This window comes from Enterobacter sp. IF2SW-B1, assembly GCF_001743375.1.
Lineage (GTDB): Bacteria > Pseudomonadota > Gammaproteobacteria > Enterobacterales > Enterobacteriaceae > Enterobacter > Enterobacter bugandensis.
This window is the reverse complement of sequence record NZ_MJAA01000002.1, coordinates 217,154-231,947: the sequence shown is the minus strand read 5'-3', so window position 1 is coordinate 231,947 and position 14,794 is coordinate 217,154. Positions and strand designations below refer to the sequence as shown.

The following is a 14,794-nucleotide window of genomic DNA, read 5'->3' as shown; positions in this document are numbered from 1 at the left end:
TTCTCTCTCCTCAACCATACATAAAGCTGGATTGCTGCCGTCTCGCTTTATCCTGTTCAATGTTATCTATTGCCTCCCGGATTTGACGCGTCAGATCCATTCCGGAGGCCGTGCCTCCCTGCAGCGTAATGTTGTACTCGCTTTTACTCTGATCGACGTAAGAGCGTCCCCCTGTGGCGATGGTTGGCTGATACCCCTGGTAACCGCCATAGGTCCCCGTACCCGGAATATAAGAGCTGCCCACAGGAGAGGATGCCGCTTCTGCTTTTGCCGCAGCGGAGTCGAGATTCCCCGACTCGTTTTTGATAAGACCGAGTTTCTCCAGCAGCCAGCTGGCCTTGCCGCTCAGGCTGTTAAATAGATCAAGCGGTGCCGTTAACGCATCGCCCAACGCCTGCCCAAAAATCACGCCAGCATTTTTACAGCCATCCAGCGTTTCCTGCGTCGCCTTGATCGGCGCAACCAAATCGGTGAACCATTGCCAGATACCGCCCAGCTTCTCCGAGATAGCATCAAATACCGTTATCACCGGTGAGAATATCGCCCCCAGCGGTGCGAAGGCCGTCGAAAGCCCTTCCATCACCCCGCCAAAGAAGGCGCTGATGGGTTCCCAGTATTTAAAAATCAGCAAGGCTCCGGCGGCAATCGCCGCGCCAAGGGCAATCACCGGCCAGCTAAGGGCACCCAGCACCGTCATGATGGCGCCCCCCACTACGCTGAACACCGTTCCCAACATCCCGGCCGCGGTAATAACCATATTGACGCCCGTCAGAACCGGGGCGATAACCGTTCCTACGCCGCCCAGTACGCCAGCAAACGCCTGCGCGCCGACAACAATGCTGGCCAGGGTCTGCGTCAGCTCAGGGTTGGCATTCACCCAAAGGGTGGCCGTGCTGAGCCAGCCGGTTGCGGTTGTTATCAGGTTGCGGAGAGCGCCATCTGCTTTATCGAACACGTCAATCTTCAACCCGCTCCACGCGGCCTGGAATCGGTTGATATCGCCGTCAAGATTATCGGTCTGAACGGAAGCCGCGAGCGCGGTACTGCCCTTTGCCCCCTGCAGCTGCTTACGTTTTTCATCAAGCGATCCATCACCCGCGGCGGAAACCAGCGCCCCTGCGGCTTTTATGGCATCCGGAGTCTGAACATGGCGCAACATCGCGCTGAGCGCGTCCCCGGCGGAGGCACCGTACATCCCCTTTTCCGCCAGAACGCCAAGCCGCGCCGTTGTCTCTTCAAGCCCCATACCAGCGGCGTCCGCGGCTGGCGCAGCGGCGTTCAGGGCCGCCGCCATATCAGCGAGGCTGGTATTCGAAGAGGTAAAACCGCGCGTAAGCACGTCTGCGATGCGTCCGGCATCTGCATCTGCCAGGTTATACGCGGCCTGCGTGCTGCTGATAATATCGGCCGCTTTTGCAGCGTCGATATTCCCCGCCTGACTGAGGTTGATCGTTGGCACAGTGGCCGCAAGCACTCCATCGGCGTCATAGCCTGAACGGGCCAGTTCGCTCTGTGTCCGGACGACCGCATCCGCAGGCGTTCCGGTGCTAACACTAACTTCCCGTGCCTGCCGGCGAATGGCCTCAAGCCGGAGGTCTCCCTTCTCCAGGCCAAGGTTTGCCTGAATGGCAGGCATCTGTTTTTCAAAACTGATGCCTGGCGCCATAAAGCGGGACGTCTGGTCAAAGCCCGCTTTTGCCATACTCACGCCCGCATTAGCCAGTTGCTGGACTCGCGAGATAGCGCGCTTGCCTGACTCGTAGCGGTTCTGAACGGTACTCAGCCGCTCCTGCTGCTGGTTGACGCGGGACAGCGCATCCCGCTGCCGGTTAAGCTGCTGCGTTTTTTCGCTGATGTTGGTTCGTAGACGACGCTCGTCCGACGAAAGCGTGCGCGTGTTTATCCCCGCCCGCGCGAGCTCAGCACGCTGACGCTGTACCGAATGGCGTAGGCTGTTGTACTCAAGCTTAAGGTCGGCTGCCGATTTTCGGGCCGCGGACAGCGCATCAGCCTGTGCCAGGGTGGGGTTTTGCGTGTTTTTAAACTGCACCGCCAGCGCCGCTGCCTGCTGTTTCGCATGAGCAAGGGACTGCTCCGTCATGGCGAGCTGGCCGTTTGCTTTCCTGAAGCCGTTGATACGCCCCGCCTGCTCATCGAGTGCCCCGAGCGCCACCTGCGCATCGCGGATATCGTTCGCGAGAGTGAGGCTGGCGTTATGGAGAGCGTTAAGCGGTCGGGTTGCCCGGTCGACAGCCTTAAGCAATTCCTGAAGTCTGACATTATTACTCATGGTGGTTTCCGCTTCGCTGCAGCGCTTTTTCGCGCCATAAGAGGAGTTCGGTCACGCTCAGGGTGTACAGCTCTGACGGCGGCCAGTGAAATATCACCGCGATATCCGCCATCAGATCGTCGACCGACAGATTTTCAGGAAATTTCAGCGAGCCGAAGCCGGTGACAAAAAACCGATCACCTTGCCAGCAAAAGAGAGCAGATCGCAGGCATCCAGGCGCGCAACCTCATGCTCGGTCAGGGCTGGCGAGGTCATTCGCGGCAGCACCTTGATCAGCGCATCTACGTCAGATTGCGCCAGCGACGCCAGCGATACCCCTCGCAGGGTCCCTGCATTCGGTTTTGAAACGGTCACCTTTTCAATTTTTTGCTCACCGCGCTGAACGGGGCTATCAAGCGTGACGATATGTGGATTTTCGTTCATGGCGATCTCGTTGGTATTTTCCATTTCGTTACTCTTCACAAAGTTAACTTACCGGCCAGCGATCCCGGCCGGTTAAAGGGTTACAGGCCGATGGCCTTACGGTGTTCTGCCAGGCGATCGACGCCATCGACTTTCAGCACCATGTTGATGATGTCGATTTCGATGATCTCTTTGCCATCAATGGTCAGCTGGTAGTAGGCGCACTCGGTGGACATTTTGGTGGTGCCACTCTCGCCCTGCTTGTTTTCACCGCCATCAAACTCTTTATGACGACCGCGCATGACGATTTCGACGGCGGAAATTTCGCCGGTGTCATCGCGCTGATAAGAGCCGGTAAAGCGCAGCGGCACGCTGTCCGCGCCCGGAGAGGCATACTGCGCCCACAGCGCGGCGTCCGGAAGACCGCCAACGGTCCACTCCAGCGCCAGGGCATCATCGTCCAGACCGAGGTCTACAGAGACCGAGCCAGGCATACCGCCGCCGCGATACTTCTCCAGCTTGCGGGTAAGCTTCGGCAAGGTGACGGACTCAACAACGCCCATGTAGCTCAGGCCATCATTGAACATATTCAGATATTTCAGTTTGCGTGGTAACGCCATGCTTCAGCTCCTTAGCTATTAACCGAATCTGACAGGTCTGCCAGATAGGTATCGGTGATGCGCTGGCGCAGGGTCAGATTTTCCAGCGGCGGGACAGGGGTGTAGTCATAATCGATATACAGTTTCCCCGCTTTCAGGGTTGATGCGTCGTTCGACTCAGGGTCATACCAGCAGGAGCCGTCGACGATATAGCCGTTGGTTTTCAGCTCGCGGAACTTGGCATTAATACCGGACACGATGTCGCGGATAAGCGTTGGCGTGATGGGTTTATCCATCGCCCACGCGTGCGCTTCCGCCATGGTATCGGCCAGCACCTGCGCGGTACGGGTGTAGTTTTCAAAGACGAATAACGGATCGTCTGAGCAGGTGCGGTTACCCCAGAATTTGAAGCCGTCGTTGCGAATCAGCGTGGTGACGCCAGCCTGGTTAAGCAGGTTCGCGTCGGTGGCCTGTTCCTGCAGATCCCAGGAGACCGAAGCGCTTACGCCAGTGACGCCGTTAACGCCAACGTTTGACAGGGTTTTATGCCAGCCCATTGTCTGATCGATTTTGGCACGCAGGCCAAGCGCACGGGCGGTCGCCCAGGCCATTGTCGTCGCATTCGTAGTGGTATCCCACGCCAGAAAATCAGGGTGGATAACCATCAGCTCGCGCTGGCTAAAGTTTTTGCGGTAGTTGATCGCCTCAGAAATGGTTTTGCACCCCCATGCGCTGACATAGCCAAACGCGCGCAGGCTCTGGCACGTGGCGGCCAGAGCGGTCGCGACTTCCTGAGAGTCCAGCCCCGGTACGCCGAGAATGCGAGGCTTAACGCCGGTCACCGTTTTCGCCGTGAGAAGCGCCTTCAGACCGGTGTATTTACCGTTTTCATCGGTGGTACCGATGATGTTGGAAACGGTCTGTTTGCGGGCCTCTTCCGGGGTCTCTGCAGTGCCTTCAGCCACGCGAACAACCACGACAACCGGTTTACACTGGTCGGCGATCGCCTGCAGAGAAGCGGACAGCGTCCCCGCCTTGCCGGCTTTCGCAATCGCAGTTTGTACGTTGGTAATGAGCACGGGCTCGTTTAAAGGAAATGTCTTGTCGTCAGCATCGCTGGCCGTACAGACCATGCCGATGATTGCCGTCGAGACGGTGGAAATGGTGCGGGTGCCATCGTTGATTTCGATAACTTCCACGCCGTGGTGATAATCGCCCATCCGGTTAACTCCTTCGTTTAGTGGTGAGGCTATTGTCTGTGGAGCGCGCGATTGATGCGACGTATTGGGGTTGGGGAAAGGATTACACAACAAACGAAAAGCCCTCCGGAGGGAGGGCTCAGGCCATTCTGGCAAAAAGCACGGCGTATCGATTTATAATTTTGTTTCAGGCAGAGGCGGCCAGACCGGTTTATCAACATCGACCCGACTCAGAAGCACACGGTATTTCTTCCACTCCTGCAAGTTCGCTGTTTCTTCCTCAGTCGCCATATCCAGCTCAACCGCATCCTGCAGCGTGGCGATGACGTTATTTGCCTGAGTCAGCAGCTCCAGTTTATTGCGTTGTGCTTCTGCTGCATAATCCACCGGCGCGGCAGTAATTTTGCCATCAACAAAAAGAAACGCACCGCCTAATGCTTTCTCACCCGCAGCGGTAAATACATCCGGTACACTCTCTGGCCCGATTTCAACGACAATCTGATTAACCGGAAAAATCGTGCTCGCATCATAAGAGAAATGAACGATTTCTTTCGAGTCAGGATTGAAAGAAACTTTCAACGTTTCTTTTGAAAGTTTCTTAAGCCACTGATACCAGTCATTGCCATTTTCATCTTTCAGAAAAACAACATTCATTTCCGGTGATTTAGCAACATAATATAATTCGAGCTCCTCCGGCGTAAGTTTTGCCACTTTCGCTGGAGTATATTTTCCCCATTTTTCTAATGGGTCATATTTTTTAAATACACCTGATTGCATTGTCATTACGCCACCCATGCCGTATACCAGTTTCCGCCGATGTTATATTGGACATAACGATATAGCACCGCTGTGTAGTTTGTCTTTTGCTGCACAGCGGTGACAACAGCACCATCTGGAGCATATGCAAACGTGTTATCGTTATTCCCGTTGGTTGCCGTTCCTGATGAAGCCAGCCTCATTCCCCCTTGCAGAAAGTTAGCGACAGTCCAGGCTTGTGTTGAAAAGTTCCCGTTGACCCATGCAGTAGTTGCATAAGGGCTCAAATCCTGCTGGGGCGGCGGGTTATTACTGGAATAAACCCTGACCAAACCGCCTGACTCAAACAGCCCCTGACCAGCGACAATATTCCCCCCTGTCCCAATCTGGCCGGGAACATTTAAATTCCCATTAGCATTAAATGAATATATTGCCCCGGCTCCGCTATCACCCAAAATTTGAATAATAGCGGAACCAAAATCACCACTTCCTGAACGTAATATTCCAAAACTAACCGACGCACCAAATCCATATCCACTCGTCGCGGATGTTCCTTTTACAATTGGTAGATACATCGAAGTATCTTTAGGAGTAGTATAACCAGGAACAAAAAATGGAGCCGAGGCATCAATATATTGATTTGCAAACGCCCCGCCGCCTTGCCAGTATTCAGGCTTTATCGCGTAATAACATGCATTATTTAAATACTCAACGCTTCCGCCGTAGTTTGTGATAACGTTCGTCCAGCTCCCCCAATAGCCATTATCCGCATTTAAGGTGCGGAATCTCAGCCGCTTCCCGCCGTCGCTATAGGACGCGGCATACTGCACACGATAGCCATCGCCACCAAGGCCGCCCACATCAAGAATCGTCGCCTCATAACCCGGTGAATATGCTGCATCGGCATAACAGAAGCTCACTGAGTTAGCCGGGAGGGCGCTTGCATCGGCAATTGCCGTACCCGCTCTGGCGGCTACCGTTCTCAACGCCAGCGCACCACCGTTAACCAGCACGCGCCCCGGTGTGATGTCGTCGCGGCTTTCCTGAACATTTTTACCTGCGGCAGTACCCAAGCTGTTTTTGAGCTTTGTCACGTCATCATTGACGGTCTTTACAGCCTTAGGTGTGGCCGCAAGCGTCTCAGACGTGCTGTCGGTCGCACTGCTTAGCTGAGTAAACCCTTTTTCCTTAAGCGTGGCGTCAGGATGGAGGCGGGACTGCTCATGCTCTGCGAGCTTGTCGTCGACATAATCCTGGGTTGCCATCACCGTTGAGGTATCAATCGTCAGCTCGACTGACTCAATGTCGCTTACCATGATGACCATACGCACGGTCTGCGCACGTCCGGATCCTTCCGCCAACAACGGCTTATAGCTTTCTGCCATGTTCCCAACGGCAATCAGTGTCCCCGTGTCATCATAGAGGCCCATTTCTCGCATCCAGAAACCACCGGTTTCAGGCGGAATGAGCAGCTCCGCGATCACATAATTCTGATGCTTGTTATCCTGGCTGATTTTATTCAGCGCATGGCGCCAGACTTCATTAACCAGCTTCGTCTGCCCGGCATCAGGCACCGGCAACGAGCCCCCACCGTCACCCACCGCCATCGCCGTAAAATTCACTTTCTTGCCGTTCGGGACGGTCGCTGCAGCCAGTTTTTCGGCACCGGCTTTGGTGATAACCGTTTTATATTTCACTGTCATTGTGCTCTCACTTATCCGGGATAAACCGTGATGATGTCGCCGTCATAGCCCAAGGCGCCGGTATAGAGATAACCCGGAATGTCCTGGATGATATTCAGGCCAATAAGGTGGCGGCTGGCAGGCTTTGCATCAGCAACCAGCCTCTCCATTTCGTAATACATTTCCTCGTTAATACCGGTGTCCAGCACGCCAATATCAAGGCGGAAAGTGCCGGGCGGATCGTTGGTTTCCCACCACTCGGTGACGTTAATCAGATAGCCAAGCGGCTCCACCACGCGACGCACGGCGCCAATCGTCCCTTTGTGGGCATGGATAAACCACGCCGCGCGGATCACGTCCCGCTTGGTGGCTTCCGGCCAGCTCTCGTCCCAGCGGTCAACCGAAAATGCCCATGCCAGCCACGGCAGCAAATTCGCCGGGCAGGTATCCACATTCCAGAGGTGGCGCAGCGGAACGGGCGTATTTTCGATGTCCGCACAGGCGCGCGCTGCCGCGACCTCAAGGGGCGATGAGCCAACCGGTAAAAGGCGGGTGTTACTCATCGTTCCCTCCCACGGTTAAGCTGAAGTGGCTGCACCATGAGGCCTGGGTTTCATCAAGCACGATGTCAGCCGCGGGTGCGGTCAGTTCCACCCGCTGCACCCCTTCTACGTGAAGAGCGGCGTAAATGGCGGACTTGCGAATATCGCGTCCAAGACGATGCTGAGCCGTGATATAGGCCTGTAACCGGGTTCTTGCCGCGTTGAGTACCGGCTCGCTTTCGGGGCCGGGAAAAAGGAAAAGCGATGCTTCAATGCTGTAGTCAACTATTTTGGCCGACTGGACGGTAACGCGGTCGGCAACCGGCCTGACGTCTTCATCGTTTAGGGCGTTACGAACAATAGCGATCAGCTCTTCAGACGCTATGCCGTTATTCTCCCGGGAGAGTACAGAAATCGTGACGTTCGCCGGCTGCGGGCTGATGACGGAGATGTCCGCTACCCGCCCATCGGCACTGCGGCCATGGAACTGGTACGCGCCAGTCGAGCCCGCGACACTCAGCCCTTCCGGGGCCTGCTGAATGCGCAGACGAAAATCGGTATCGGACTCCATCACAGCCGGCGTGGGCGGAAATGTGGTGTCGTCGGCAGGGGCGATCACCAGACGCGCAAGGTTAGCGTTTGCCCCTATCTGGTCCAGATCGCTGCCCGCTGCATAAGCCAACATGACCGCACGCGCGGCCTCGTTAACCCGCTGACGCCACATGACTTCCCGGTAGGCATTCTCCTGCAGGAGCTTCACAATCGGCTCTGACTCCAGCGTCAGCGTCCGCGCAATCGCCTCTCGTTCCTCTTCGGGATAGAGCGAGACAAAGGTGGCCTTTCGTTCTGCCAACAGCGTTTCATAATCCACCTCTTCCACGACATCAGGCGCGGCGAGCTGGCTCAGATCAACAATAGCCATAGCGTTTAACTCAGTGAAATGGTGATAGAAAAGGATTGTCCGGAGGTCGGGCGCGTGCCGGTGATATCGACATACAGCGTCCCGTCGTTCTCCGAACGCTCGAAAGTGATTGCCGTCAGGCTTATCCGCGGCTCCCATTTCTGGATGGCGGAATAGCATGCGGACATGATTTGCAGACGCAGCGCAGGGCTCTGCGGCCTGTCGATCATCGCCGCCAGCAGCGAGCCGTAATCCCGGCGCATGACCCGCGAGCCAATCGGCGTGACCAGAATGTCGCGCACGCTTTGCCGGATGTGTTCAGCCTCTGAAATGCTCAGCCCGGTCTGCCTGTTCATTCCCCTGTATCGCACCGTCATTGTGTCCCCTTAGTCCAGCTTCCGCCGCTTTGCACGCTGCCGTGCGCGTGGTTGTCCACCTGCACCCCGTTGGAGGTGAATTTACCGCCGGAATGCTCAATATTTCCGGTCATCACACCGCCCTGCTGCACTTCAAGAGAGGCGGTAATTAACTTGTTGGTACACACCACTTCAGGCGTATCCAGCGTGATGCGGGACGTTGACGTCACCCGCACCTCCGGCACGGTGGCGGTGAGCGATTCAGAGGCGGTAATGTCGGCCGTTTTAATGCCTGCAACCGTCAGCGCCCCGCGTCCGGGTTCGTACTCAATCACCGCGCCGTCAGGAAAAGAGACGTGGAAGGCATCGGGCGACCCGGACGGCGCCGGATGGTCGTCAGAGAAAATGCCGGGCAGCACAAAGGCGGTATCAAGCTCGCCGCCGATGGCCAGCAGCAGCACCTGCTCGCCCTCGGAAGGCGCCCACCACACGCGCGAACGTCCCGCACGACAGGTTTGCCAGTTCAGCCAGGTGGTTTTCATCCCGCCGGTCTGGACACGACAAAGCCCCCTGTTGAGGTCAACATCGGTCACAACACCGATACGTATCAGATTGCGGATCGCGCGAGCGATACCGTTAATGGAAGTTAATGTATTCATGAGAAGAGAATGCCGTTCAGAGAGAACGGCAGCAACGAGACGGGGTTTTATGCGGGATGAAACAACACGCTGTACAAACAGCGGGCTCTCGGCGCGGGGGAACTTACGCCTCCCACTGGCTGACCAGCTCACCGTTGATGTACAACGACGTCGGACGCGTGACGGGCTCCGGCAGCGGCGGCTCCGGGGAATACGTCGCGTACAGAGCGCTCTGATCCTGTGCAACAAGCATGCGCTCGGTTAATTGCAAACTGATGCTGATATCCATCGTATCGTCATCGTTTAAGACGATCGTGAAGGAACATCCGTTTTTACGGCCTTCATCAAGGGTAAAAATGTCCGGCTGGTTTTCCCGAAGCCAGGCCAGCACGGGAACGAACAATCCCTCGCTGTTGCCGGTGAAACCGCTGACCTTTGCATTCAGTTGATAGTGTTTTTCAAAGGAGAGCGAGGAGGCCAGGCGGGCGTCAATATGCCCGCTTCCGACCGACATCTGCAGGCGTTCCGGGCTAGCGTTCAGTTGGGGGATCGCGTCAATTAATGCCTGGCGCAGGCTCTTGAGTTTGTGCATCGAATTTATCCTGACAGTTTTTAATGGTTTCAACCTGCAGCGCGCAGGCGATAAGGGCATACTCAAGCCTGCGAATATCCGCGCTGAGATCGCCGTTAGTGGCGGGTTCGCTGCCCGGCATCGGGCAGAGGCTCACCTTCGGGCAGGCGTGGTAAACAATGGGCTGCGGAGGCGCAGGCGGTGCGGGTGTGCAACCTGCGGACAGCATCAGGCAGCCGAGCGTTATACCAGTGGCGTAACGCTTCATTTTCATTGAGTAATCTCCCGATAGTCGCTTCCCGTTTCGCGCTCTCCTCACCCGCAGTGACAAGCGCCTCACGGAGCCTGACCTGGGCGTTTTCGTTTGATCGGGCAATCCGTTGCGACAGGGACAGCTGATGGTTAAGCGTGGCGAGGGCATTTTTTTGCTCGCTGGCGACCCGGTTAGCCGTAGCTAAGGAACGGGACAGGGTCAGGTTGTCATGACGAAGCCACAGCGTGATGGCCAGCAGACCGGCCAGCGCCAGCATGAGAGTTCTCATGGCAGCCCCTTCATGCACCAGGCCTTCTCGCGGACGCGACGATTTTCCAGCCCGGCATTTTTGACGCCGTTGACGTACACCCAGCGGGTAAGCTGCTCGCACGCCTGCGACCACTGTTTACGCTTGATAAACGACACCAGCGTCGAACGACAGGCAGCGCCTGCGCCGACATTAAACGTGAAGCTCACCAGCGCGTCGTAGACCCGTGGCGGCATTTCTACCGGCGCGCACGCCGCCAGCCGCCGCTCCACGTTGAGCACATCAGCGACCAGGTTTGCCGCGGCCTCACGCTCGGTAATATCCCGCGTGGGCACAACGTTTGCCGTGTGGCCAATGCCTGACGTCCATACGCCGGCGCTACACCGGTAGGGCGAGAGGCGGCATCCTTCGAGATCGGCAATCAACGCCAGCCCATCCGGGGAGGTTTTCAGTAACCGAAAGTCAGGCATCAGCACCGCCAGGGCCAGCACGCCGGCGATGCTGCAACGCTTAATGATTGAGTTCACGAATGCTCTTCTTATCGAGACCAAGAGATTTGAGATAGCGCCAGGTTTTTCGCTTAAACCAGTAATTCGTCAGCGCGGTAAAAATGGCGCAAAGACTTCCCACGTACAGCGCGACTTTTTCAGGAGACATCGCCCCGAACCAGGCCAGCGCCACGGCCAGCCAGTAGGCGATAAACGTGGTGATTTTCTCCAGGCTCAGTCCCATAGGTTTACGGATTCTTTTGTGGGGGCGGTATCCACCTCCGGCATCTCTACCGGCGTGCCGTGAGGCAAGATAACCCCTGACTCCGCGAGGCCAGAGTTGGCCTCCAGAACGGCTTCAACGACGCCAGCCGTGCGCCCATAAAAGCGGGCGCAAACGGCATCAAGCGTGTCCCCCTGCATTGCATAGATCTTCATCAGTCGCTCCCAACATCCGGTTTCCAGGTACTGAAGAGTTTCCCGGGCCAGCAGGCTTTTCGCTATCGCTGACGGATGGACGCTCGCGGACACAACAAACCATCCGAGGGAAGCGAAGCGCGGTTCAATGGGAACGTAAAAATCTAATGAGGGTGTTCGGTCCGGGTAACAAAACCGGGTTTAACGCCAGCTCTCGTCTTCCCAGACTTCCCGCAGAATAGTGTCCAGCGCCTCGCGATCGGCCTCTTTTTCAAGCCCCTGGAGCTCTACCCCCGTCACCGAGCCTACTCTCACGGTCACCCTCGTTGACGGAAACAGGGACCCTATTCTGCGGGTCAGTTCGCACTGAAAGGCTTCGGCGACGGACTGGCCAGCCAGCCGATCTTTATCGAGAGTAATGTTCACCCGAACGTTACTCTCTTTTTTGATTCGTTCCGGAACAGGCGATGCCGAGAAAACAACGGTAAAGGCGTTGTTCTTGATTAAATTCCCCCGCGCAATCTCAGCAATCAAATTCAGGGCAATCTCACGATCTCTTTCCTGACACGTTCCTTCTGTCGTCAGCCGAGCAATCATCTCGACTCGTTCAATCATGACCTGCTCGTTCAACTCTCTGTCCACACAACCTCCACCACGAGATACTGTATAAACATACAGTAGCATGTATTCATAAAAAGAGTGAAGCGAAAAATCAGAACCTTTAACGGTATGTACATGATATCGATAAAGATTAGCGTACTCGACTGGTTAACAGATCCGTTAAATACCCAATACGTTCAAGGATTTTCCGCGCCTTTTCCTGATAAGAACACGCTGCAGGAAATAGCGTTCCGTCAGCTGCGCCCCTGCACCATTTGTCGTTAAAACGGCTAACGCCTCCGGCCATAAGATGCAGGGCCTCGCCCCGGCTGATGGCTATCCCGGTAGCGAGCCGTATCTCGTCAATCACCTTCTCTGGTACCCCGTTCTGCGGGTCGCTCGCGAAGATGATGGGCGACGTAGCGCCGGGGCGGATGAATTTGATGCGTTCGGTTAATGCCCGTCTCGCACGCCGGCTTAGGGGCTGAGACAGATCGTCCTGCGTACAGTTATTGACAGAACTCCGAGAGGGCTCAGGCGCATTCTTAATTTCCGGGGCCCTCTTCGGCACAATTTTCCACTGGGTGAGCCGGGTGACAATCGGGCTGCCCGCGCCGACGGCGGAGTCGTACACGCCACGAATACGGACCGTTTCCTCGCCGTACTGGTTAAACCCGGCGCGCGGTCCATACAGCGTGCGCACCTGTAAATCATCGCGACGGACAAACGGCCCTCCCTGCGCAGTAACGTAACCCGCCCAGTCACCGGCGTCGGCGGCATCATGGACGGCGGCAAACTCAACGCTCAAGCCGCGCGCGGCCTCTGTATCCGCCATACGTCGCAGCTCGCGGTAGACCGTTACCGGCGCGCCGCCGATGAACTGAAACTGACGAATGTGCCAGCGTCCCGCCCAGGCCGAAACGGCGGACGCCGTCTCCTTCAGAAGCCCGCCGCTTTCGTGATCGGTCTCGCCATCAAGCGCATAGCCGTCGATATTCTTTGAGATGTATTTGGCTATGTAACCGGTAGCACTGCCTTTCTTAGGATCGATCGCTTCCGCGTGAAAGCGCGCTCTTATGGCACTTTCGCTCTGCAGCTCAACAGCATCCTCCTGCCGCGCGTAATCCCCGATAATCTGGCGAACGCAGTCAACATCTTCCGGCAGCATAAACATCAGCATGTGCCAGTGGGGCGTACCGTCGTGATGGGGTTCCGCAACGCGGATACCAAAAATACGCCGCCCGTCCCGGTGGAGTTTTGCCCGGATACGTGCCCAGAGACGGGTAAAGTAGCCTTGCGTATCCGCCGGGCTGGCTCCGTTCCACTTAGCGTTGGGGTAGCCCGACTTCACGGTCGCGTGATACTGCGCGGGCGCGGTTAAGGTATAGAACTCGCCCACGTAGCCCAGCGCCTCACAGATATTTTCAAAACCGCGAATGCGGGTCATCAGTTCACAGCGGCGTATCGCCGGGTTAGACACCGAGGTATCGTATTTTTCAATCAGGCTGATGCGGTTGCCCTCTTCATCTTCAAGCTCCATGCCCTTGAGAAATTCGCGGGTGCGGCGCTTCTGCTCGCGCCACTCGGTCACGCAGCGCCTGCTCGCATACGCCGTTCTCTTTTTGCTGACGTTGCCGAGGGCAATCTGCAAATGCTCGCGCCAGGCCGCCGCGATACGGCGCAGGCGCCCGCGCCACCACACCTCGGAAAACATGCGGATCACCGCCGAGGCAACGTCATCTTTGTTGAAAAACGTCTTTGACACCCGTTCCCAGTGGGGAGGCGAAACGTTGAACTGCCGGGCGATCAGTCCGGCGCGCTGGTACCAGACGTAAAGCGTCCGGTATTCGCCCATCTCAGCATCGTTAATATTCGCCAGCTCGCCACGAATAAAGCTGGCGATATCTGCGGCCAGCAGGTCGATGTCCGCGCGGGACATATCCGGAAGACGGTTATAGCGCGTAACCAGCTCAACCATCCTCGAAGCGAGGTATTGCAGAATCTGGGTGTCGAAATGGTCATTAAACACGGCCCTGGAGACCGTATTGTGCAGGCCCTTGCAGGCATAGCGTTCAGAGACCAGACGCAGGCGGGGCAATATCCTTTTGCAGAAGCGGATCGAGAAAGCATTAGCCTTCAGGCTGCCCTGATGCTGCTCGAGGGCGTCAATCGTGCGCCAGACCTCGAAGCGCACGCAGTCAGGCTGCTGTGAGAGGGCAATTCTTGCCTGCTGCAGCGCCGCGAAGAGGCGATCGCGACGCTGCTGTTGGGTGTGCGTGAGGTAAGGGCTGGCAATGGCCGACCGTGGAGCGTTCCACGGATAAGCAAATGACGTCGCCAACTCATCCTCCCCGGACGTGTTTATTTTTCATCTCCGCGATCTCCTGGCATGTGATGCACAAGGCCACTCCAGGTACCGCCTTTCGACGCGCCTCAGGTATTGGCGCATCGCAGTCCTCGCACAGAAAACGCGAAGGCGATGCGGGTCGCCTGCGGGCGCTGTTAATGTGGCGCTCTCTGTCTTCCTGCTCGCGCGCCTGCGCAAGATCGATAAAATCGGCCATCAGTGCAGCTCCTGTGATTCACGCTCGTAGCGGGCTGCCTCGTGGCACAGCAGTTCGGCAACGTCCTCTCCGCTCATGCCGGTTTTGTAGATATGGCTCGCCAGCGCCTCCAGGCGCAGGGAGACCGCGAGGGCTCGCGCGCATCGTTCCTCTGTTTTTGCCTCCATCAGCAGGCGTTTCAGTTCTTCATTTCCGATCGGATATGGGCGGTTTTCACTGTTTCGCATCACGCGTTCTCCTTAATTTCAGGCAATAGGCTGCCCGGCGG

At 56.7% G+C, this 14,794-nt stretch carries 21 protein-coding genes; all 21 read right to left on the bottom strand.

Annotated elements, in window-relative coordinates:
• Nucleotides 1–10: 10 nt before the first annotated feature.
• The 21 genes from A6013_RS05480 to A6013_RS05380 all read right to left on the bottom strand — a co-directional run bounded on the left by A6013_RS05480 (nt 11) and on the right by A6013_RS05380 (nt 14,753).
• A complete protein-coding gene (locus tag A6013_RS05480) occupies nt 11–2,290 on the bottom strand; it encodes a phage tail tape measure protein (protein WP_069732683.1) in 2,280 nt (759 codons plus the stop codon).
• Nucleotides 2,283–2,402 carry a GpE family phage tail protein gene (locus tag A6013_RS05475; RefSeq protein WP_041908052.1) on the bottom strand — a complete coding sequence of 40 codons (120 nt, stop codon included), beginning with the start codon at nt 2,400–2,402 and terminating at the stop codon, nt 2,283–2,285. The genes A6013_RS05480 and A6013_RS05475 overlap by 8 nt, the downstream gene beginning before the upstream one ends.
• Nucleotides 2,403–2,434: 32 nt before the next feature.
• Nucleotides 2,435–2,737, bottom strand: a complete 303-nt coding sequence (locus tag A6013_RS05470) for a phage tail assembly protein (RefSeq protein ID WP_041908050.1) — start codon at nt 2,735–2,737, stop codon at nt 2,435–2,437.
• A 56-nt stretch (nt 2,738–2,793) separates the two neighbouring features.
• Nucleotides 2,794–3,312, bottom strand: coding sequence for a phage major tail tube protein (locus A6013_RS05465; protein WP_023309235.1), 519 nt, complete (start codon nt 3,310–3,312; stop codon nt 2,794–2,796).
• 11 nt (nt 3,313–3,323) lie between these two features.
• The gene (locus A6013_RS05460) at nt 3,324–4,511 is read right to left on the bottom strand and encodes a phage tail sheath protein (RefSeq protein WP_048958915.1); all 1,188 of its coding nucleotides are present in this window, start codon (nt 4,509–4,511) and stop codon (nt 3,324–3,326) included.
• 153 nt (nt 4,512–4,664) lie between these two features.
• Nucleotides 4,665–5,285 carry a tail fiber assembly protein gene (locus tag A6013_RS05455; RefSeq protein WP_248035459.1) on the bottom strand — a complete coding sequence of 207 codons (621 nt, stop codon included), beginning with the start codon at nt 5,283–5,285 and terminating at the stop codon, nt 4,665–4,667.
• Nucleotides 5,273–6,949: a phage tail protein gene (locus tag A6013_RS27510; RefSeq protein WP_248040602.1), complete on the bottom strand. Its 1,677-nt coding sequence runs from the start codon at nt 6,947–6,949 to the stop codon at nt 5,273–5,275. Before A6013_RS27510 ends, A6013_RS05455 begins: the two co-directional genes overlap by 13 nt.
• A gap of 11 nt (nt 6,950–6,960) precedes the next feature.
• Nucleotides 6,961–7,491 carry a phage tail protein I gene (locus tag A6013_RS05445; protein WP_041908042.1) on the bottom strand — a complete coding sequence of 177 codons (531 nt, stop codon included), beginning with the start codon at nt 7,489–7,491 and terminating at the stop codon, nt 6,961–6,963.
• The gene (locus tag A6013_RS05440; RefSeq protein WP_069732682.1) at nt 7,484–8,392 is read right to left on the bottom strand and encodes a baseplate assembly protein; all 909 of its coding nucleotides are present in this window, start codon (nt 8,390–8,392) and stop codon (nt 7,484–7,486) included. The genes A6013_RS05445 and A6013_RS05440 overlap by 8 nt, the downstream gene beginning before the upstream one ends.
• Before the next feature lie 5 nt (nt 8,393–8,397).
• Nucleotides 8,398–8,748, bottom strand: coding sequence for a GPW/gp25 family protein (locus A6013_RS05435; RefSeq protein ID WP_041908038.1), 351 nt, complete (start codon nt 8,746–8,748; stop codon nt 8,398–8,400).
• Entirely contained in the window at nt 8,745–9,386 is a 642-nt protein-coding gene (locus tag A6013_RS05430) for a phage baseplate assembly protein V (protein ID WP_069732681.1), read from the bottom strand. Before A6013_RS05430 ends, A6013_RS05435 begins: the two co-directional genes overlap by 4 nt.
• A gap of 103 nt (nt 9,387–9,489) precedes the next feature.
• Nucleotides 9,490–9,957: a phage tail protein gene (locus tag A6013_RS05425; RefSeq protein ID WP_069732680.1), complete on the bottom strand. Its 468-nt coding sequence runs from the start codon at nt 9,955–9,957 to the stop codon at nt 9,490–9,492.
• Nucleotides 9,920–10,165: an Rz1-like lysis system protein LysC gene (lysC, locus tag A6013_RS25045; protein WP_075202980.1), complete on the bottom strand. Its 246-nt coding sequence runs from the start codon at nt 10,163–10,165 to the stop codon at nt 9,920–9,922. Before lysC ends, A6013_RS05425 begins: the two co-directional genes overlap by 38 nt.
• Nucleotides 10,053–10,478, bottom strand: a complete 426-nt coding sequence (gene lysB / locus A6013_RS27505; RefSeq protein ID WP_069732679.1) for an Rz-like lysis system protein LysB — start codon at nt 10,476–10,478, stop codon at nt 10,053–10,055. Before lysB ends, lysC begins: the two co-directional genes overlap by 113 nt.
• Nucleotides 10,475–10,984, bottom strand: coding sequence for a lysozyme (locus A6013_RS05410; RefSeq protein WP_069732678.1), 510 nt, complete (start codon nt 10,982–10,984; stop codon nt 10,475–10,477). Before A6013_RS05410 ends, lysB begins: the two co-directional genes overlap by 4 nt.
• Entirely contained in the window at nt 10,968–11,189 is a 222-nt protein-coding gene (locus A6013_RS05405; protein WP_006178624.1) for an HP1 family phage holin, read from the bottom strand. The genes A6013_RS05410 and A6013_RS05405 overlap by 17 nt, the downstream gene beginning before the upstream one ends.
• Nucleotides 11,180–11,383 (bottom strand): tail protein X, encoded by a 204-nt coding sequence (locus tag A6013_RS05400; protein WP_069732677.1) that lies wholly within the window; start codon nt 11,381–11,383, stop codon nt 11,180–11,182. Before A6013_RS05400 ends, A6013_RS05405 begins: the two co-directional genes overlap by 10 nt.
• A gap of 180 nt (nt 11,384–11,563) precedes the next feature.
• Nucleotides 11,564–12,004, bottom strand: coding sequence for a DinI-like family protein (locus tag A6013_RS05395; RefSeq protein ID WP_041908026.1), 441 nt, complete (start codon nt 12,002–12,004; stop codon nt 11,564–11,566).
• 109 nt (nt 12,005–12,113) lie between these two features.
• Entirely contained in the window at nt 12,114–14,303 is a 2,190-nt protein-coding gene (locus A6013_RS05390) for a replication endonuclease (RefSeq protein ID WP_069732676.1), read from the bottom strand.
• A gap of 1 nt (nt 14,304) precedes the next feature.
• The gene (locus A6013_RS05385; RefSeq protein WP_041908022.1) at nt 14,305–14,526 is read right to left on the bottom strand and encodes a TraR/DksA family transcriptional regulator; all 222 of its coding nucleotides are present in this window, start codon (nt 14,524–14,526) and stop codon (nt 14,305–14,307) included.
• The gene (locus A6013_RS05380; RefSeq protein WP_069732675.1) at nt 14,526–14,753 is read right to left on the bottom strand and encodes a DUF2732 family protein; all 228 of its coding nucleotides are present in this window, start codon (nt 14,751–14,753) and stop codon (nt 14,526–14,528) included. The genes A6013_RS05385 and A6013_RS05380 overlap by 1 nt, the downstream gene beginning before the upstream one ends.
• Nucleotides 14,754–14,794: the final 41 nt, after the last annotated feature.